The sequence below is a fragment of the Paenibacillus sp. RC73 genome (assembly GCF_044908085.1).
Classification (GTDB): Bacteria; Bacillota; Bacilli; order Paenibacillales; family Paenibacillaceae; genus Paenibacillus; species Paenibacillus terrae_A.
Window position 1 is genome coordinate 135,791 of record NZ_JBIYCV010000008.1, and the last position, 19,667, is coordinate 155,457.

Genomic DNA, 19,667 nt, shown 5'->3' on the forward strand with positions numbered 1-19,667 from the left:
CAGGGCTTCTCCGCAATTTATGTATAAAGGCAGTTCTGGATAGAATCGCCTCTAACATCTTTCGTAGCGCTCGGATCATGATTTGACCGAGCTGGTTCCTTTAGTAATCATGACTTCCAGGTTCTTCACATTGCCGTTGAAGACCAGATCGATATGGCACATATTGCTTTTCTCATCAATAATGAAGCTCATATCGTCTCCGTCCTGAATGATCGAGTTAACAGATCCTCTGCTGCCCAACCACTTGCTCTTTTGGCTGCTCGGATTGTTACTGAAGAAGCGGACGATATTTTCGTGCTTGAAGTCTCCTGTCTGGTAGCGCAAAATACGTTCAATGTACGTGCTGACCAGCGTCTTGTAGATGGAGTCAAAGCCGTCCTCAGACATCGCCATGCTTCTCGCCTTGTAGACGGTAATCCGGCGGATATCCTTATCCTGAATCTGAGCATTCTCGGACGAGAACACAAAACCGAAGTTTTTACGGTTGATGGCATCCTTGATCGTGTTGGTGAACCCGGTGATTTCCTTGGCCATCGTCGTCACCGTGCGCAGACTGTTGTCTCCCGCTTCAATGTCAAAGCGTACGCCAGGGAAGTTTTTGTTGACCGTTTTGAATGTCTCACGCAGGTACTCAGGACACTGATAAGAAGCGACCAAACCAGCGGCAACATAGGCTGCACCCACATAAACGCCTTCGATCCACAGCTTGAGAATATCCTCTTTCTCCTTGGAGAGCTCCACACCGCTTTCGGTCTGTAGCATTTTGCTGTCGATAATGACACCCGATTTGTCCTTCGGAATAATCGTGAAGTTCGGTACGCAAGGAATTGCAAATTCGCTGTATTCTCTGCGAACGAGACTGGCGCATTTATCGACATATTTATCGATGCCTGCTGTCGCCATACTGTTGAAAGTCGTTTCTTCACCGGATTCAAAATTAAAGAACATTTGAATTTTGTAATCCTTCACGACTTGCAGCAGCATCGAGAGCGATTCCATAGAATTTCCGCCCTGCTTAACGACCTTCTCGTTGCCTTTGAAGCGTTCACGTGAAACCTTCACCTTACCAGCTGCTTCCAGCTCGACGGATGGGACGATACCGAACCAGATCGTGTCGCTGAATTCATTTTTGGCATTCACGGTATTCAGGTATGTTTCCAGACGCGGGATATTGCTGCTTTTCACCAGCATGTCCAGCTTGTTATTTGCCACCAGCATGGTTGGTAACATACCTTTACTCTTCGTTGCATATTGATCGAAGAACATTTTGACACCGAGGATTTTTTCCACAAGCGGCTTAACCGCCTTTACGAAATCATCCTTGGCATTTTTATAGAACTCCAGATACGTGTTGTAGTTCTGAACTTCAACTGCTGTATCGACCTTGGTCTGAACAGCTGGCAGCGGCACAAACGTGCGCACCACCAAATCCTTCACATAGTCGGAAGGCGTATCCGTAATAGAGTTGTAATCTTCCTCGAACACCTGTGACAGATCGCCCGTGCTGTTCTCATCCAGCAGCATCAGCTCGGTGCTGTCACTCTTCGGTGCTTCAATGATTTTCAGCTCGCCGCTTTCCCCAATGGAGAGCATACCCACCTGGATCAGCTCACCGGAGTTTTCCTCCTGGGCACCACCGAGCAAAAGGCGGGTTTTGATATCCTCAATCGCCAATGGCAGCATCGCCATAACGTTGTTATAGTTCTGGCTTGCTTCCTCGAACATGCCATTCAGCTTGTCGCCCATGTCGAGTTTCTTCGGATCGCCATCATCCAGCTTGTCATATTCACCATACATATAGTGAATTTCTTTGCGGACTTGGCGAATATCGTCCATAACCTTTTTCGGAGAAATCATGTCCAGCAGATTTTCAAACTTGAAATCTACGTTTGTGATTCCTTGACTACGCTTGGTGTCAATGAGCGTAAACAACATTTTCAGAAAATCATTACTTTGGTTCACACGAATTTCAGAAATGCTGTCCTCATCAATCCCTTCCGGCTTTTTGAGGGTATAGACCACTTTTTGATTAGCCGCGTTAAAAAACGAATACACAGTCGGCGAAAATTTATCCAAAAATTCGTCGAAGCTGCGCACCAGAAGGTGCTGGTTAATTTCCTTGATTTTCTCATCACTCAAGCTGTCAATGCCCTTCACATCACCTACAATTGTGATCAGGTCCAGCTTTTCCGGGTTGATTTCTTCAAAAAGCATTGTCCGGTTTGTTTGATAAATGATTTCCATCGCTGTCGGCAAACGAATAAAGTATGGATATACGCCGAAAGCCCCATACACGGACACGGGATGTCCAATTTAGAGCAGCCGGGTTTCCACGCTTAGTTCTTTTGCCTCCTCCCCCCCTACATAACATTCAAATTGGCCAAAGGATTCGGCTCATACTGCATATGCAGTACAGGCATGTAACCTCGAAAATTAGTCCGAAGCGTTCATTTAACTTTTAATTACAAAATTAACAAACGGAGATATGTTGTTCAGATAACAAGGAATATTGCGTTTCTGCTATTCCGTGATCCTACTGCTATCCCATTTTTTGCCGTTGATACGAGAGCTATCATACAAAGTACCCGTTAGTTTTGTCAATTTCTGTAGCCCCAGATTGAAACAGGGCAATTCGACTCATTTTATGCGTAAATACGTAATTTTCATGATATGTTAGACCTGTTTATTCAGGGAATTATTCACAAATGGAACTCAATTGCCGATAGAAATCCATTGGATATATCTGTTAAGCGTAAAAGTATCAAATTCATGGCTAATGTGAGGGTTAACAGTCTGTTTTTATCCTTTATCCCTTATATCCCAAGGATTAGGAGAGTGGGCGCGCCCGCATTGGCCTCGTCGATGGAGGGGCTTATGTTCAGAATGAGGAAATTGGGAATCATTTCTTTTATGACTTTTGTACTATTTTTTCAAATTGGCTCAAACGGGGTCATTGGGACTGTAAATCAGGCCAATGCCGTATCTTTGGGAACTGTTCCGGTCGAGGGTTATGATGCCGTTTTTGTATTGGATACCAGCTATTCCATGAGGGATACCGATCCCGAGGGCATTGCGGCCGAAGTTATCAATATGTTTATGGATTTGAGTGATGCAGACCGTACACGCGTCGGATTCGTCGCTTACAACCATCATGTAGTCGCCTCGAAGTCGCTGACTTCTATTGCGGTAGCAGCGCAAAAATCACAAATTCAGCAGGAAATCAGAACGCTAAACCGTTCCGGTTATACAGATTTGGGACTTGGATTGCGTAAAGGCTCGGAACTGCTTTCCGCAGGGGCTTCTAAAGGACGTCAGCCTTTTATGATCCTGTTATCAGATGGAGAGACTGATTTTGGAGCCTCTTCCGGTTCCCGATCCAAAGGAGACTCAAGTAATGACGTGTCCTCCGTTATTAAATCTGCACAGACTAAAGGATACCCGGTGTATACGATTGGTCTGAATCATGACGGGACGGTGAACCGTCAGGAACTGGAGCGAATCGCTTCGCAAACGGGGGGAGCTTCTTTTATAACGAGCAGCGCCGAGGATCTGCCAGAAATATTAAACCGTATTTTCGCCAGCCAAATTCGTTCCAAGCTCGTTCCAGTCGCGGCGATTACAACCACTGGCGAAATGCAGGAATTAACCGTGGATATACCGGACTCTAGTATGGAAGAAGCCAATCTGGTACTTTTGTCGGAGCATCCTCTTCAGGAAACACAGCTCTATTCCAATTCAGAAAATGTCCGCAGGTACAAATCGAGCCGATATGCAATTTTAAAAATTGAGCATCCACAGGCAGGCAAAGTAAAGCTGAAACTGAGGGGCATTCGCGGAGATTTGGTCAAAATCAATTTGCTTGGCAGCTATCGACTGGAAGCCGAGGCCACCATGACAGGAATTAAGGAAACACAAGCCACTGGAAACAAACCCGTGCAGCTACTTAAAGGACAAGCCATACCGTTCAAAGCTCAGTTGTTGCTGCCGGATGGTCAAAGGCTTACAGACGAAGCCATATATAAATCACTTCAAGCCCATATCATGGTTACACCCGTAAAGGGTGGTACAAGCAAAAAGGTACCTATGACCTACAAGTTGGGATTCTTTCAGGCCGAATACGCGTTCCCTCTAACGGGAGATTATACGTGGCAGTTGTCTTTGGACAGCCCGCAATGGTATCGCAAGGGAGCAGTCCATACCGTCCATGCGGCGAATGCAGCACCGCAGGCTTTAAAGGACCTGACGATTCGTCTGGTGAAGGAAGACGGGAATGCCCGCCGGAGTTTAAGCGAATTTTTTGCTGATCCTAATCATGACAAGCTCACCTATAAGCTGGATTCAGGAGCCTCCGGGGATGCGGTGAATGCTGAGATTAACGACACAGATCTGCTGTTATCCGGGCTTCACACGGGCGACTCCGAGCTGAAAATTACCGCTACCGATTCGGAAGGAGCATCCAGTAGCGCTACGCTGACCGTTTCCGTACAGTCCCGGTATACAGCCATCAAATGGACGGTAGCTGTTAGTGTCGTAGTAGCGGCACTTCTGTACTGGTTCTTGCGGCCAAAACCGCAGTTTGCGGGAAGAATCGAAGGATATTTCCTCGCGACAGCAAGTGGACAGGAGATTCCGGTAAAATCCTGGCCGCTTACCTCCTTTCCGGGACAGAAGGTCAGCTTGCAGGAGTTGTTCCGTACGCTTGACGTTCACGAACCGCTGCCGGAAGCGGAGCGGATTGTCTTTTCCGCGGGTAAAAAAGGGACTCTGGTGGTCAAACATGATACACGCTGCGCCTTGCAGCACGGGAAAGTCAGAATTACCCGCAATAAAAAGGCCGTGCTGGAGTACAGCGACAAGCTGTACATTACGTTCGAGGACGGTGTTACTGAAATCGAGCTGCGGTACAAGGCGATCAAGCCCAATACCTCCGTGTACACCGATCATATTCAAGCTCCGACAGGATAACGTACTTCGGAAACAAAAAAGGGAAGCGCCGTCTCTTACGATTAACGAACCGTAAGAGTTGGGCGCTTCCCTTTTTTTATCCAATATTCCGCACGCAGTGCGGCTTTAAACCATCTGAGCGAGCGGCAACGCTTGTTAGCCTGTACCTCCAGACCACGCCGAATCACATACGGCAGCAGGGAAAGACCTGCATTTTCGATCTGAATCCGGTCAGCCTGATCTGCAAACAATCTGCCCGGCACATCCGGTGGAGGTGATCCTTTTCGGCAATAATACAGCGTGGCCGCCAGGCTGTAGATATCTGACACGGGTCCTTGCTGCGAGCGGTTAGAGTAGAACTCCAGCGGAGAGTAGCCCGCCGTGGTGAAAATCGGATGCTCTTTGCCTTCAAAATGCACAGCCGATCCGAAATCAAGCAGCTTGATGTTGCCATTCCCCCCGATCATAATGTTGCCCGGCTTAATATCCCGATGAATAATGCCTTTATCATGAATGTATTCCATGGCATCAATTAAAGGCAGCAGCGCATGGTACAAAAAAGCAGGATCGGATGTTGGAGCATCCTCTTCCTTCATCACCCTGTCCAGCGTCTTGCCGGCACAGTATTCCATGACCAGATAAGCGGTTCCATTTTCTTCGAAGTGATCTATATAACCGACAATACCCGGATGGCTTAATTCCTTGAGCATTTGCCCTTCACGCAAAAAATAATGCATAAACTCCACGTATTTGAATTGCATAGATGCACTGCAGGTCACCATTTTTCGATCCGATCCCCGCAAAGCGAGCGCATTCGGAAAAAACTCCTTAACAATGACCTTTTCACGATTATCCAACAGCCTTGCCGTATACACGATGGCCAGCTCACTGCGGGACAAGGCGCTTCGAATTTGATATGTATTTCGCAGCTTCGTATTGCGGGCAAGCAGATTCCCGCTTGTATCCACGATCATGACTCGTCCTCCTGTCAGGTTCTTAGCTTATGTCTTTTGTATATATCGGCTTATCACATATCTTTTTATTATACCGTATAATCGAATAATGGAAAAACAAATAACCTGCCATAATCTCCCTCAGAGAAATGATGACAGGTCTTTTGGCATTCATCTGGTACTTTGTTCTCAATCCCTTTTAACCCAGCTTCGTTTCAGGCTTCATGCTGCGCATGCTGTTGGTATCTTTCTTTCGTTGGCTGCGCAGATTGCCTTGATCCGGGGTCCGGATGGTAAGCGCAATCAGGAACGATACGACACACAGCACAGCAATCGTGGTAAAGGTCGGGATGAATCCGCCGAGTAAGGCTGCGATAAAGGATCCCGCCAGCGCACCAAGGCCAAAGCCCTGATACACGATACCGTAGTTTTTGCTTTGATTCTTCAGACCGAAGAAATCAGCTACGATGGCAGGAAAGACTGTAATGTTACCACCGAAGCAGAAGGCAATCCCTGCTACACAGGCAAAGAACAAACCGTAATTCAGCGGCACCAGACTCAGCACTGCAACTGCGACCGCTGTTGTTAGCAGCGCACCCGCTACTACTTTCAGACGACCAACTTTATCCGACAGCGCACCTAATATGATCCGACCCGCCGTGTTGAAAATAGCGACCATAGCAACCGCATTAGCGGCTGTAGCTACATCCAGCCCCGCCATCCGTACGCCGATATCCTTTACAACTCCAATCAGATACAAGCCACTCATACAAGCTGTGAAGAACATGACGAATAGCAGATACGCCTGCTTGGTGCGCAGCATTTCTTTAACAGTGTAGTCACGCTGCACAACTCCATTTTGTACCGAAGGCTTGTTCACGACTGCAGCTTCTCTCACCAGGAAAGAACCACCCACAATCATGATTAGCACGATCATTCCCCAATACAGAAATGCCTGCGATACGCCAACGGACTGAATCAGCGAACCGTTAATATACTTGAATATAAGACTGCCTGTTCCGTATGCCCCAACCGAGATACCGGAAATGAGTCCTTTTTTCTCAGGAAACCATTTAATCAGATTCGACAGTGATGTAATATAAGCCGTACCATCCGCAAATCCTACAACAATACCCGCCAAAATGTACAACAGGGACAGGGAAGTTACCTGTGAGCTGAGCATGAGTCCAGCGCCCAACACGACGCCCGCACACAAAATCAGACGACGTAGTCCCCATTTATCCTGTAGCTTGCCTGCGAATAACGTAGCAAATGCCAGCGCAAAGCTGGTAATCGAAAATGTAATGGCGACCGAGCTGAGATTCCAGCCAAAGCGGTCCACCAGCGGTTGATTGAATAAACTCCATGTGTAAATCGTTCCTAATCCCATTTGGACGATGATCGTTCCAAGCACGACCAGCCAACGGTTTCCGCTGTTTGTTTTCATATGAATCTCCTCTTTTCATTCCGGCTCTATAGCTTCAATTCGTTATCATGATGACCGGGAATCCAGTACGCTTTGCGTCTTGGGAGAAGCAAGTCTGTAAGGATTCTCTCTACATGGATCATTATAACGTTGCATGTTAGCCAGAAATCGTTTGAGGAATGAAATGCACCTATAGCGGAATGAAATGCCTTTATAGCCGCATAATTTGCCGAAATTCCTTGGCCTTGCTGCGGCTTACCGGAATCTCCGCGTCCAGACCCCGCAAGCGCAGGAGATACGTATGATTGAACCAAGGTACAATTTCACGGATCTGCGACAGATTAACCGTGTAGGATCGGTGACAGCGGAAAAAGTCCTGCTGCGGCAGTCGGGCATGAAAATCCGAGATGCTCATCGGCATCGTATATTCCTCATGTCTAGTAAAGACAAGAGTGACCTTTTCCTGTGCGCACGCATAATAAATATCGTTGGCATCCGTTACGATGATTTTGTCGTTTTTCAGCAGATTGATACGGCCCGGGGCGCTAACGATGCTGGTTTCAGCAGGTCGGGGCTGCGCAGGCTGGGCATTCTCCTGTACCTGAACGTTTCGCTGCTCATAAGCATTTTCCAGCTTGCGCAGCATGGCGGCGATCCGCTTTTCATCATACGGCTTGAGGATGTAATCAAATGCCTCCAGTTCGAAAGCCTGCGCGGCATGCTCTTTGTAGGCGGTCGTAAAAATAATATAAGGCTTTTTGGCAAATTTGCTAATGTTCTGCGCCAGCAGCATCCCGTCCACCGAAGGAATGTTAATATCGAGAAAAATAGCGTCCGTCTCATGGTCCTGCAAAAAACGGAACACGTCCAGCCCGTCCTCAAAGCTGTCCGTCACTTCAATATGGCTGTGGGTCTGAATAAGATACTCCAGCTCTTCACGCGCCGGAATTTCATCTTCTACAATGATGGCCTTCATGACTGCTCCTTTGGTATGTCAAAATAAACTTCGGTGCCTTGCTCATGCTTGAGAATAATAACCCCTTCTCCATACATGAGCTTGAGTCGTCTATGCACATTATACAAGCCAATTTGTTTGGCTGGAACCCGATCATGATACAGGTTATCCACGACATCATCCCGTATGCCTACTCCTGTATCTGCCACAGAAATCCGCACCTTTTCTCCCCGATCCTTTACGGAAATGGTCACTGTACCCGGTCCCTTTTTCTTGAGAATTCCATGATTAATCGCATTCTCAACCAACGGCTGAATAATAAGGCTTGGAATGCGCACAGACACCTCGTCCATCACATACTCCACCTGAAGCCGGTTCCCGAAGCGGGCTTTTTCAATTTCCACGTAATCAGACACCTGCTGAAGCTCCTTATGAATTTCGATCAAATCATCATTCAGCTCCAAATTATAACGCAGATATCCCGACAAATTAATGATCAGCTCTCGTGCCTTATCCGGCTTGGTGCGCGTCGTAGAGGCAATGGCGTTCAGTGCGTTGAACAGAAAATGCGGATTAATTTTAGTCTGGAGCGCCTTCAACTCGGCTTTATTCGCCGCTTCCTTAATTTGCTCCACCCGCGATACTTCCATTAATGTGGAAATAATTTGGGACAAGCCAATCGCCATCGTTTGCAACGGATACGTGATTTTATAAGCTTTGCGGTAGTAAATTTTCAGGGTTCCGGTCACCTCTCCCCGTTCCTCCAGCGGGATAATGAGCAGAGACTGGATTTGGGGTGTTTTATCGTCGGCAATATGGTTGCGAATCGTGATTTTACCGCTGCGGATCGTCGATTTGGTCACATCGCTAATGATCTCGTCGCCGATATGATAACGTTCCTCGCCAAAACCAACGTAGGCCAATACATCTCTGGTATCCGTAATCGCCACCGCGTCCGCCTTGATATCCTCCTTAATGATCGAACAAATGGTATGCAACGATTCCGCATTAATGGAGCGAAAATAAGGCAAAGTCTTGTTGGCAATATCTAGTGCCAGCTTGGCCTGTCTGGCCGCGATATTTTCCTTTTCCCCCTCGACACTCTGAATCAGCAGAACGATCAGACCGACGCTGACTTGCCCGATAATCATGGGCAAACCTATTTTAGAGACGATGTCCAAACCAAGCTCGTACGGCTGTGCCATCACCAGAATAAGGAGCATCGTTAATGTTTCGCAGATCATCCCGGCGGCAATACCGACCAGCCACCTCTTGGAGCGGTCGACCCGGCGCCCAATATATCCCGATACCACACCTGCCAGAATACTCGTAATCAGACACGGAATTGAGGTCACTCCCCCGATATCAATCAGATAACGGTGAATACCCGATACAATACCCGTAATAATCCCGACCCACGGTCCAAATAAGATGCCACCCGCCATAATCGCAATAATCCGGACATTGACAAGCGAGCCTTCGACTTCAATCCCGGTGTACGTGCCAAACAGTGCAAACATGCAAAAAATCATCGTTAATAGCGTCAGCTCTGCCGGGGAATGACTGTTCTTCTGCAAGGTCTCCTTAAACCGGGGAATACGGGTAATAAAAAATAGACAAATCAGCAACAACGCTGCGCGTTCAAATAGCTGCATCAGCGTTTCCAAAAAGCCGTTCACATGCGTTCCTCCTAAATATAAACCCATCATTAAGCCTTCTCTATCCCACTCACTATTCACATATTTCAAGATCAATCATGTCATTCCGGGCACGAATACTCGCCTTCCCGCCAATCGGATATGTAAATTGTGGTGTGGTATGTCCGAAATCGGCATCTGCAATCACCGGAATAGAGGTCAGTTCCTTTTTCGAGCTAATGATTTGCCGCAGCAACTTTTCCGTCATATGAGATGCCTGCTGAAAACGTCCGATGATGATTCCTCTCACCTGATCGAATCCCGGCTGGTGCAGCAATGATTGCAAATCTCGATCAAACGTAGCAGGAGAGCTTTCATAATCATCCTCAACCAATAGAATCGTTCCTTCCAGACTCGGCATATACGGCGTTCCCTGCAACAAATTCAGGGTGCAAAGGTTTCCACCCACAATCGTACCGTATGCTTCTCCTTCGTGAATCGCATAAGGCCCGACATTGCGGTGAAAGATTCGTTGATCCTGATCCAAATACCATGTATCGTCACTCCACTCTGGCGAAGACTGGATTTGAATACTGCCCTCTTCCAACATCATCCTTTGAAAATACGCTGTCGTATATTCATTTCCTTGCTGCATGCCAAATGTCAAAAAATGAGGCCCTGCATACGTGATAAGTCCCGTCTTTGCATATATGGCATGGCTTAAAGCAGTAATATCCGAATAACCACATAACCGTTTAGGATGAGCGCCAATCAGTTCATAGTCAAGGTGGGCAAGGAGCTGATTAGCATTATACCCTCCAATGGCAGTCAAAATGCCCTTCACCTTCGGATCGGCAAAAGCTTCGTGTAAATCTGCTACTCTGGATTCTATTGAGGAAGATGTAAAATCATCGCTTTCCAGCACATGCTGCGAAAAGCTTACCACAAATCCGAGTTGCTCCAGCTTTTGCTGGGCAATTAGACGATTTTTCTCAGAAACGATAGACAAACTTCTGGACGGCGAAAGAATGCGTATCTCGTCTCCAGCCTTTAGTTTGGGCGCTTGCTTTCCCATGATCATGGTCATTCCCCCTATATACGAAGCATTTAAACTGCCACAAATTATACCATCAACTTCCATCTATATAAACTGAACTTAAAAGTTACCTATTGCGCCACTGCACAGTCGGATAGTGCTTCCCATCGCCACCGCCCCCCGGATTTCTCGAATAAAGCCTCTGATCAGGGAAGAAATCCGGGGACAAAAGCGACCGCTTCGCTTGTACAGCACCATTCCGCCTACTCCGTTTTCCATGTACCTTTTTTAGTTCAGCCTATGTAATTATAGCTTTTAGAAATATACTCTCAACTCTACATCAGCAAAAAACCGGGGATTACCGTCTGATAGCGATATTCCTCGGCTCATTAGCCCGATGATGAAGCTATCTGATTACTTGCTTTTGCTGGTTTCGATATGGTTACTGTCCTCATTCTTTTCTTGTACCAGCTCTTTCAATTGGATAATCAGCGTCTCCAGCTCACCGAAGCCAGCCACCATGTTGGAGGTTATATTTTGTTGCTCCTCCACACCAGCAAAAATCTGTTCCGACGCCGCACTAACTGTTCGGTTACACTTTAAAACGCTCGGTAAAGCTATACAATCCAGCCACAGCTTGTCTAACCTGTTCAAAAAGAAAATCAATACGTTGCCTTGTCGCATTAATATCTTTATTTTGCTCTTCACTTTTTTGATACTGCATTTGATTCAATACCGACACCACTAACAGCAAAAGCCCAATTAATAAAACAATCACAAACTCGTGAACATAGCGCAAAGAACTGGTAACAGGTGGACCTGCAGGCGTACCGATCGAAATTTGCACAAAAATATTACACAGATTTAAGATCATAGCCACCAGAAAGTATCGGTAAGACGGATACAGCAAAAATAAAGAGCAAATCAATATGGTGGTTTCCAATCACCTTTAATTACCAAGTCACAAAATGACATCATCACTAGATGGATGTAATCGCATATTATTTAAACGCAAAAAATCGCCCCCTGATCAGGGAGCGATTTTACATTTATCTTTGAATAGCCGTCTTCGGCAGGAAGACACTCATCTATCCGATGACCTACAGCATCAGGCCTCCTTGTTTTCGGAAGCCTTTTCTGTACCTTCTGTTGCAGCTGCATCGCCTGCCACAGCAGCATTTTCCACCTCAACCGCACGCGGAACGATAATGGAAGCAAGCAACTCTTCCTCAGGAACGTGCAACGTTACTCCTTTAGGAAGTTTCAGGTCGCTCGCGCTCAGCTTGTCACCGACATCCAGTGCGGATACATCCACCTCAATGGTAGATGGCAGGTCAGCAGGAAGACCCTCGACTTCGACTTCGTTTTCCTGAATTTGCAGAATACCGCCCGTTTTTGTACCTACAGGTGTACCCTGATAATCAATAGAAACACGCACGCGAAGCGGCTTGTTTTTGGAAATTTTCAAAAAATCGGCATGCAACCACTGGTTGTCACGCTGCTGATAATCCTTAATGATGACCGGAATGGTTTCTCCACCCTCTACGGTGAGGTTGAACACCTCCGAACGTCCGGTTCTGACTACTTTATTAAATTCTTTGGCATCGACATGTACAGGGGTTCCTTCAAGCTCAGAGCCGTAAACCACAGCTGGAATCCGTCCTTTTAACCTCAATCCACGAAGTGCCGAACCCTTCTTCTCTGTTCTCGGCTGGGCGGTCAGTTGAATACTTCCTCCATTAGAACTCATGATATACAACCTCCTTCAGGTTACCTTACAAATGATTATTCCTCAAGAATCTTGCCTGTTCACCAGTCGCACTACAAGGTATAAGCCAGCAAGCTGGCAAAATCAAACAAGTCCATAATTCTATATTACCCCTTTTTTCTGAAAATGACACACGTTTGCATAAAAAAATAGCATCTCTCGAAATAATCGAAAAATGCTATTCAATGTACGAAAGACAACCACCCCTATAAAGCTATCCTGCCCGGTTGTCGTTGACCAGCAGCAAATATTCTTCTCTGCCACTGTGAATCAATACCTGCATCACAGATCGGTTCAGGTCTACATCAATATACCGATCGGCCTCAATATCCTTGGCATCCCACTGATTGAGGCGGACGATATAGCCGATACGCCGCACATGAGGAGCCACTTGAATAAGCGCTACTGCGCGACCGTCATCCAATTCACTCAATTCTACATGTCCGTCCCGGCATCCGGTGCCCCATACCCACACATTCCAGCCAGAATATTGTCGATCCGCACGCTCGTAAATCAACTCAATGGTGCGATACAACGCCACTTCTTCGTAGTAACCTGCGATTTCTTGGTCTGTTCCCTCATCCGAACCTTCCAATCCGTTCTCCGCCAGCTCGGTCGTCTGATCCTGTCCGGTCAAAAAGGATGGCTGAGCGGGTTCCTCCTGATCATACAGTACCATCATCGACCAGCGCGAAACGGTCACACGATGGCCTGCTACTTCATACCGTATCTCATTTCCAGCCCCGTGAGCATCCACAACGACATGCCAGCGATCCGATTCCACAGGCAGCAGTATCGTCTGCTCCGTATCCGAGCCGTTATAAATCACCACAATCTGATTCCAGGCATCGCCGTTAGCATGGTGCCTCAATGCAAAAGCTACCACATGCCCGCTGCTGTGCAGCACTTCCATATGCTGCTTCACCAGCTCCCGATGATCCATCCGGAATGCCGGATGACTGCGCCGTAAAGCGATTAGTCCCTGATAGTAATCAAATACGGGACGAAATCTCGCTTTGTTCTCCCAGCGAATAGCATTCACCACATCCACACTACGGTAGCTATTATGGTCTCCATATTTGGAGCGCAACAGTTCATCACCTGCATGGATAAAGGGAATGCCCTGGGAGGTCAGCACCATGCCGTTTGCCAGCAAGGATTTGCGTACGGTTTCATTCTCCAGCAAGTCATGCTCATTCACTTCCCGGTACGGGTCTGCATCCGCCACGGCTTGTTCGGCGGCTCTCCCATCCTGCGGCTGACCCTGCTTCCATTGAGGAAAACCGCAGCGTTCCCGCAAATGCCGCACCGTCAAAATTTTATCCCACAGATTGAGATTATCGTGAGCCGTGACATAATTGACCGTTTCCGAAGGTTGGGCTGTAAAATCATGAATAGCTCCAAAAACACCTTTAAGCACCAGTTCCTCCTGATCCCATGCCCCCGTGGCAAAGCCACTTGCGGTACCATCACTGTCACCCTTAATAGCAGAACGATAGTTGTCATTGAAGACGGCAAAGCCTTTGTCCCGTTGTGTTCCTTTTAACGTCAGCAGAGGCTGCGGGGATTCTCCCCCCGTCCAAGGCTCTCCATAGATAAGCAGATCGGTACGAACCTCAGAGCGAAGCTCCTGTGTAAGCTGCTCCACAGTCGGCGTATCTATCAGTCCCATCAGATCAAAACGGAAGCCGTCTATATGATATTCCTCTGCCCAATAGCGCAGCGAATCCTTGATATACTTGCGAACCATCGGGCGTTCGCTTGCCACCTCATTACCCACACCCGAGCCGTTGGAAAGCTGCCCATGCTCATCCGTACGGTAATAGTAACCCGGTACAACAGGGTCGAACGGCCCTTTTTCCACCGAGAAAGTATGGTTGTACACGACGTCCATAATGACACCGATGCCAGCATTATGCAGGGATTGCACTAGCAGCTTCAACTCCCGTATACGTGCCTCCGGGTCAGCCGGATTGGAAGAATAAGATCCCTCCGGCACATTATAGTGCTGGGGATCATAACCCCAGTTATATTCCGTGCCCTGTTCCGCAAAATCATTTACCGTATGGAAATCAGCTACTGGAAGCAGATGGACATGTGTAATGCCCAGCTCCAGCAAATGATCCAGTCCGATGCTGTTGCCCACCGAATCTTTTAGTCCCGTATACGTAAAGGCTGCAAACCGTCCTTGTGCGGCAGATAAGCCTTTTTCTCCAGTATTAAAATGTGTATCCATTGAAAAATCACGCACATGAAGCTCATATATAATGGCATCCGTAGCCCGGGCAAGTGTGGGTCCAGCATCCTCTTTCCATCCGTCCGGATGGGTTTGAATCAAATCAACGATTGCCGTGCGCTGTCCATTGGCTGATACCGCTGTCGCATAAGGATCGGCGGCATAATGAAGGGTACTGTCTGCCCCGTCCAGCCTGTACATGTAATAATACTTGTTCCAGTCGCCTTCCAGCTCTACGGACCATACACCATGCTCATCACGGCTCATCGGAAATTCCCGGCCACCGCTATGGTCCTGAACGTTACCTTCCTGGTCATACAATCCAGCGTTGTCATACAGCGCTACATGGACCTGCTTCGCAGTCGGTGCCCATACTTTAAACATGCTGCCCGCAGGCGTATAAGTAAGACCCAAATCATGGCCTTCATATGTGGGATATGTTGTGTGCTCAAGCTCCTTGAGTTGATTGAAATCAGACATTCCTGTTCACCACCCATTTCGTTACATCGGCTTTCAGCCTCTGTTCATCCATCATTTATGATGTATACGACTTGTCAGTATACCTCAGGATTTTGCAAAATTCGATTCCAGTCGCTCCAAGGTACAATACATAGACGGAAAAAATCATTTCGATCTATATATTGCTGATTACACGTCGCTTTGTGGATTCTTGCAAAATCCTCACCTACTAGGCTATCAAAATAAGACAAGCTTGAAAAGTTGGATGATTTCAAATACGGATGCTGCTTTCATTTCACACGCACACTCCATTTTATGACAAAACCATGAACAGGCTACAGCAGCAGCCCTTCAAGCACCATAAATAATTCCCTTTATCCCTTCACACACGTCAGGACAGCCTACGGTTATCCATCTGAAACATATCGTCCGCAATCCGCATGGTAGAGCCTCGGTGGGAAACAAGGACAATCGTTTTATCCTGCTGCTGTTCCTTTAATGATTTTAAGATAATCGCTTCGTTCAGGCTGTCCAAATTGCTGGTAGGCTCATCGAGCAGCAGGAGCGGAGCATCATGAACAAAGGCTCTGGCCAGCCCCAGCCGCTGACGTTCACCACCGGACAGCCTGTCCCCCAATTCTCCAACACGGCTGTCATATCCTTGAGGCAAGGTCATAATAAAATCATGCACCGACGCCCTGCGGGCTGCTTCCACAACCTGCTCATGCGTAGCATCAGGTTTTCCAATTTTAATATTGGCCGCAATCGTGTCATCAAACAGGAACGTATCCTGATCCACATAGCTTTGCAGACCTCTCAAATGCTTCGTTCCGATTTCTTTCAAATCATGTCCAGATAGCAATATCCCGCCCTGCTGTGGGTCCCTGAACCGCATCAACAGCTTGAGCAAAGTGGACTTGCCAGAGCCGCTTTTACCCTGAATACCTGTAATCCGCTTGTGCGGTATCGTGAGACTTACATCATCCAGCACCGTCTGACCATCATATGCAAAAGTAACCCTGTCCACCTTCGCCCCGGAAAAAGCAACGCTCATTCCCCCGATATTTTCCTCGACCTCCGGGGTTTCCTCCAGCAGACTCAGCACGCGTTCCCCGCTCGCCAGCGTTTGCAGCAGATTGTTGGACAAATTGCTAAGCGCAACTACCGGGCCAAACGAGCTAAACAGGGCAATGACGGAAACAAGCATCCCTGTAAAGCTGACCTGCCCCTTGGACATGCCATACAATCCAGCCAGTAGCATCAGAAATGAAAAACCCACGACCGCTGCATCCGTTATCGCTCTTGTGATGCCTTCATGATGCTTCAAGCTCTTCTGCTTGGCATCCAATTGATCCGTGCGACGGTTAATCTCCGCCAGTCGTTGTTCCCCGCGCCCGTATTGCACAATTTCCTTCATACCACGTAGACTATCCAGGAAATAACTGCTCAGCTTGCCGAAGCTGCTCCGGTATTCCATCCCCTGACGTCTGCCCATACGCGACGTTAACAGGGGAATGAACAGACCGACCGTTATGTAAGCAAGCGCAGCGAGCCAACCTAACACAGGTTCATAGGAACCGATAAAGAATACCATCAACAGGGAAGTAATGATTCCGATCATAACAGGCGCTATCGTATGTGCATAAAACACTTCCAGCAGCTCAATATCACTTGTAATCAGCGAGATCAGATTCCCTTTGTCCTTGCCTTCGAGCTTGGCTGGCGCCAGTCTGCGCAGGGCTTGAAGCACCTTGTCACGCAGCACAGCCAGCAGCTTGAATGCGAGATAATGACCACTCATTTGCTCGCCATAACGGAACACGCCGCGCAGTACAGCACAAACCACGATGAGCGTGAGCAGGAACGTCATGCTGTAGCCCGTCGTGATGCCCGTTGCTGTAAGCAGGGCAAGGGCTCCATAGACAATAATGCCAATAGCACAAGCAAATCCAAGCACTCCAGTAACGATCGTTATGAGCAGAACGGGTAAAAGAGGCCCGGCCAGTACCAGTAATTGGGCCATAATCCGCATTCCGTGTCTACGCATATACAGCACCTCCTTTTACAAACTGCTCTACCTGGTGTTGGCTGAGATACATCTCGGCATAATGCCCTTGCTGGCTCATTAGTTCAGCATGTGTGCCGGACTCTGCCACTTGGCCGTTCCGCAGCACATAAATGCGGTCGGATTGGACAACATTTTCCAGTCTATGCGCGATGAGAATAACGGTTTTGCTGCCTGCCAGCGCATGTATAACCTCCATAATGCCTGCCTCGCTCTCACTGTCTATGTTAGAGGTAGCCTCGTCAAAAATGTACACGCTACTATCATGCAGCAGCGCTCTTGCCAGCGCTAGCCGTTGGCGTTGTCCCCCTGACAGGTTCGCTCCCTGCTCCTCCAGCTCTACTTCCAGCCCTCCCTGTGAGAGAACAAAGTCATACAGCTTCACCTGCCGCAACGCTTCCAGCATCTGTTCCTCATTCGCGTGCTCATTGCCCATTTTCAAATTAGCTTCGACCGTGCCCTTGAAAATATAGCTGTTGAAACCGATCCAGGTCATATGCCGCATACGGCTTTCTTCTGAAATGGCGGCAAGCTCGGTTCCTCCAACGGTCAGACTTCCTTGATAACCCTCATGATGACCAACGATTAATCCGGCTACTGTACTTTTACCAGAGCCAGATTCCCCGACAATGGAAACAAAACTGCCCTGAGGAATTTCCATAGATATATTTCGCAGGGTGTCCCTTTCGTCGTAGGCAAAATTCACCTGATCCAGTCGAATATCGGTAGTCTTGATGCTTTTTTTTCCTTGTACTAGCTCCTCTGTACTCAGAATTTGAAATATTTTGTCACTCGCTGCCATGCCGTTCATGGCGATATGAAAGTAGGAGCCCAGCAGCCGCAGCGGAATGAAGAACTCCGCCGACAGCAGCACAATGATCAACGCTCCCGCCAAGCCGATATGACCAGCAGAATATTCGCTCACTGCGACCAGAACGCCCGCAGCGGCACCGCCAAATGCAATAAGGTCCATGACTGCCACCGAGTTTAGCTGCATGGTCAGTACTTTCATTGTCATTTTGCGAAAATCCTCGGCCGCCGTGTTCATTTCCTGATGTTTCTCCTGGTCTGTCCCGTATATTTTAAGCGTGGTCAGGCCCTGTACATTTTCCAAAAAGCTGTGACCCAGATTGACATAGCTGCCCCAATATTTTCGAAACAGCTTTTTAGCCATCCTCATAATGACTATAATCGACACCGGAATCAGCGGAACGCAGATCAACAAGATAATGGCAGCCTTGAAGCTGACAAAGGATAATGTGATGAACAACGTTACGGGTGCAAGCAGACTGTAAAATAACTGGGGCATGTATCTGCCAAAATAGGTTTCAAGCTGCTCCACTCCTTCTACAGCAACCTGAATAACCCCCGATGTGGAGGTATGATCCGTATACGCTGGCCCCAGCTTCAGCAGCTTGCCGTAAATTTGCGAGCGCAGCGTTTTTTTGGCATTCACGGAAGCCCGATAGGACAGCATACTGGCTGCATAATTGCACAAGCATCGGACTGCAATCGCAGCAACGACAATGGCCGTCACAGATAGAATCAGCTTACGGGTAACTTGTCCCGTCCATGCCTGTTGCAAAACAAAGGACATGGACAAAACAGCGGCTATACTGCCTAAAAGACCGATCCACTGCACAAGCACACCCAGAACGATATACTTTCGGGAATGCTCCACCAGACCAAGCAGACGGCTATCGACCATTTTAGACCTTTTCTTCGTGGTATCAGCAAGTGCAGCTACAGATGGAGTTGGGGATGGAGTTTCCCCTGTAGTGCCTCTCACCGTTCCGACCCGGAATATAAAGTAATAATATTTGAAGAGGATGACCAACGCGATAATCACTTTGGCCCACACTGGGGGGGTTAAAATAAAGCCGGTGATGAGCATGGCTGACGCCAATCCCAGAGTCATGATTTTCGTGGACAGCTTCAACGATCTCGTTTGGACGAAGCTTTCCAGATGCTTATGGTACAAAGAGGTATTCGAAAACCATTGGTGAATCCGTTCAGACCCCCGCATAAAGAAAAAGGCTGCCAGCAGCAAAAACGGCGTAGTCGGCAGCAACGGTACCACCACGCCAATGACTCCAAGCGCCAAAAATAGAAACCCTAAGGTAACATAGATCGGTTTCACTGTAATCCTCCCTAAAAAGATATGATGATGATCCATTTGATGGATAAT

General features: G+C 47.8%; 14 protein-coding genes. 1 reads left to right on the forward strand and 13 read right to left on the reverse strand.

Annotation, left to right across the window (positions count from 1 at the left end; translation table 11 throughout):
- Positions 1–75: 75 nt before the first annotated feature.
- Positions 76–2,244, reverse strand: a complete 2,169-nt coding sequence (locus ABH897_RS19660; RefSeq protein ID WP_283656309.1) for a transcriptional regulator — start codon at positions 2,242–2,244, stop codon at positions 76–78.
- A gap of 630 nt (positions 2,245–2,874) precedes the next feature.
- Between ABH897_RS19660 and ABH897_RS19665 the strand changes: the two genes are divergently transcribed.
- Entirely contained in the window at positions 2,875–4,965 is a 2,091-nt protein-coding gene (locus tag ABH897_RS19665; protein ID WP_404581304.1) for a VWA domain-containing protein, read from the forward strand.
- A gap of 41 nt (positions 4,966–5,006) precedes the next feature.
- Here the strand turns inward: ABH897_RS19665 and ABH897_RS19670 are convergent, their stop codons facing one another.
- From ABH897_RS19670 to ABH897_RS19725, 12 genes are all read right to left on the reverse strand, one after another.
- Positions 5,007–5,918, reverse strand: a complete 912-nt coding sequence (locus ABH897_RS19670) for a serine/threonine protein kinase (protein WP_404520990.1) — start codon at positions 5,916–5,918, stop codon at positions 5,007–5,009.
- Positions 5,919–6,096: 178 nt separating this feature from the next.
- Positions 6,097–7,344: an L-lactate MFS transporter gene (locus ABH897_RS19675; RefSeq protein WP_283652916.1), complete on the reverse strand. Its 1,248-nt coding sequence runs from the start codon at positions 7,342–7,344 to the stop codon at positions 6,097–6,099.
- A gap of 190 nt (positions 7,345–7,534) precedes the next feature.
- Entirely contained in the window at positions 7,535–8,299 is a 765-nt protein-coding gene (locus tag ABH897_RS19680; protein WP_404581305.1) for a LytR/AlgR family response regulator transcription factor, read from the reverse strand.
- Positions 8,296–9,957 (reverse strand): sensor histidine kinase, encoded by a 1,662-nt coding sequence (locus ABH897_RS19685; protein ID WP_283652918.1) that lies wholly within the window; start codon positions 9,955–9,957, stop codon positions 8,296–8,298. The genes ABH897_RS19680 and ABH897_RS19685 overlap by 4 nt, the downstream gene beginning before the upstream one ends.
- Positions 9,958–10,009: 52 nt before the next feature.
- A complete protein-coding gene (locus tag ABH897_RS19690; RefSeq protein WP_404581306.1) occupies positions 10,010–10,996 on the reverse strand; it encodes a S66 family peptidase in 987 nt (328 codons plus the stop codon).
- A 75-nt stretch (positions 10,997–11,071) separates the two neighbouring features.
- A complete protein-coding gene (locus ABH897_RS19695; protein WP_404581307.1) occupies positions 11,072–11,230 on the reverse strand; it encodes a hypothetical protein in 159 nt (52 codons plus the stop codon).
- A 135-nt stretch (positions 11,231–11,365) separates the two neighbouring features.
- Positions 11,366–11,503: a hypothetical protein gene (locus ABH897_RS19700; RefSeq protein WP_283652920.1), complete on the reverse strand. Its 138-nt coding sequence runs from the start codon at positions 11,501–11,503 to the stop codon at positions 11,366–11,368.
- A 40-nt stretch (positions 11,504–11,543) separates the two neighbouring features.
- On the reverse strand, positions 11,544–11,825 hold the full coding sequence (locus ABH897_RS19705; protein ID WP_404581308.1) for a hypothetical protein: 282 nt from the start codon (positions 11,823–11,825) through the stop codon (positions 11,544–11,546).
- A gap of 234 nt (positions 11,826–12,059) precedes the next feature.
- Positions 12,060–12,701: a 50S ribosomal protein L25 gene (locus ABH897_RS19710; RefSeq protein ID WP_283652922.1), complete on the reverse strand. Its 642-nt coding sequence runs from the start codon at positions 12,699–12,701 to the stop codon at positions 12,060–12,062.
- A gap of 232 nt (positions 12,702–12,933) precedes the next feature.
- Positions 12,934–15,435: a type I pullulanase gene (pulA, locus tag ABH897_RS19715; protein ID WP_404581309.1), complete on the reverse strand. Its 2,502-nt coding sequence runs from the start codon at positions 15,433–15,435 to the stop codon at positions 12,934–12,936.
- Between the two features lie 370 nt (positions 15,436–15,805).
- Positions 15,806–17,461 carry an amino acid ABC transporter ATP-binding/permease protein gene (locus tag ABH897_RS19720; RefSeq protein WP_283652924.1) on the reverse strand — a complete coding sequence of 552 codons (1,656 nt, stop codon included), beginning with the start codon at positions 17,459–17,461 and terminating at the stop codon, positions 15,806–15,808.
- A complete protein-coding gene (locus ABH897_RS19725; protein WP_404520992.1) occupies positions 17,454–19,619 on the reverse strand; it encodes a DUF454 family protein in 2,166 nt (721 codons plus the stop codon). Before ABH897_RS19725 ends, ABH897_RS19720 begins: the two co-directional genes overlap by 8 nt.
- Between the last annotated feature and the right edge of the window lie 48 nt (positions 19,620–19,667).

What these genes read in the sequence shown, in the direction of transcription:
- ABH897_RS19705 (WP_404581308.1), bottom strand. Translation starts at nt 11,825, where the DNA reads ATGATCTTAAATCTGTGTAATATTTTTGTGCAAATTTCGATCGGTACG.
- ABH897_RS19710 (WP_283652922.1), bottom strand. Translation starts at nt 12,701, where the DNA reads ATGAGTTCTAATGGAGGAAGTATTCAACTGACCGCCCAGCCGAGAACA.
- ABH897_RS19670 (WP_404520990.1), bottom strand. Translation starts at nt 5,918, where the DNA reads ATGATCGTGGATACAAGCGGGAATCTGCTTGCCCGCAATACGAAGCTG.
- ABH897_RS19660 (WP_283656309.1), bottom strand. Translation starts at nt 2,244, where the DNA reads ATGGAAATCATTTATCAAACAAACCGGACAATGCTTTTTGAAGAAATC.
- pulA (WP_404581309.1), bottom strand. Translation starts at nt 15,435, where the DNA reads ATGTCTGATTTCAATCAACTCAAGGAGCTTGAGCACACAACATATCCC.
- ABH897_RS19680 (WP_404581305.1), bottom strand. Translation starts at nt 8,299, where the DNA reads ATGAAGGCCATCATTGTAGAAGATGAAATTCCGGCGCGTGAAGAGCTG.
- ABH897_RS19675 (WP_283652916.1), bottom strand. Translation starts at nt 7,344, where the DNA reads ATGAAAACAAACAGCGGAAACCGTTGGCTGGTCGTGCTTGGAACGATC.
- ABH897_RS19720 (WP_283652924.1), bottom strand. Translation starts at nt 17,461, where the DNA reads ATGCGTAGACACGGAATGCGGATTATGGCCCAATTACTGGTACTGGCC.
- ABH897_RS19665 (WP_404581304.1), top strand. Translation starts at nt 2,875, where the DNA reads ATGTTCAGAATGAGGAAATTGGGAATCATTTCTTTTATGACTTTTGTA.
- ABH897_RS19695 (WP_404581307.1), bottom strand. Translation starts at nt 11,230, where the DNA reads ATGGAAAACGGAGTAGGCGGAATGGTGCTGTACAAGCGAAGCGGTCGC.
- ABH897_RS19690 (WP_404581306.1), bottom strand. Translation starts at nt 10,996, where the DNA reads ATGATCATGGGAAAGCAAGCGCCCAAACTAAAGGCTGGAGACGAGATA.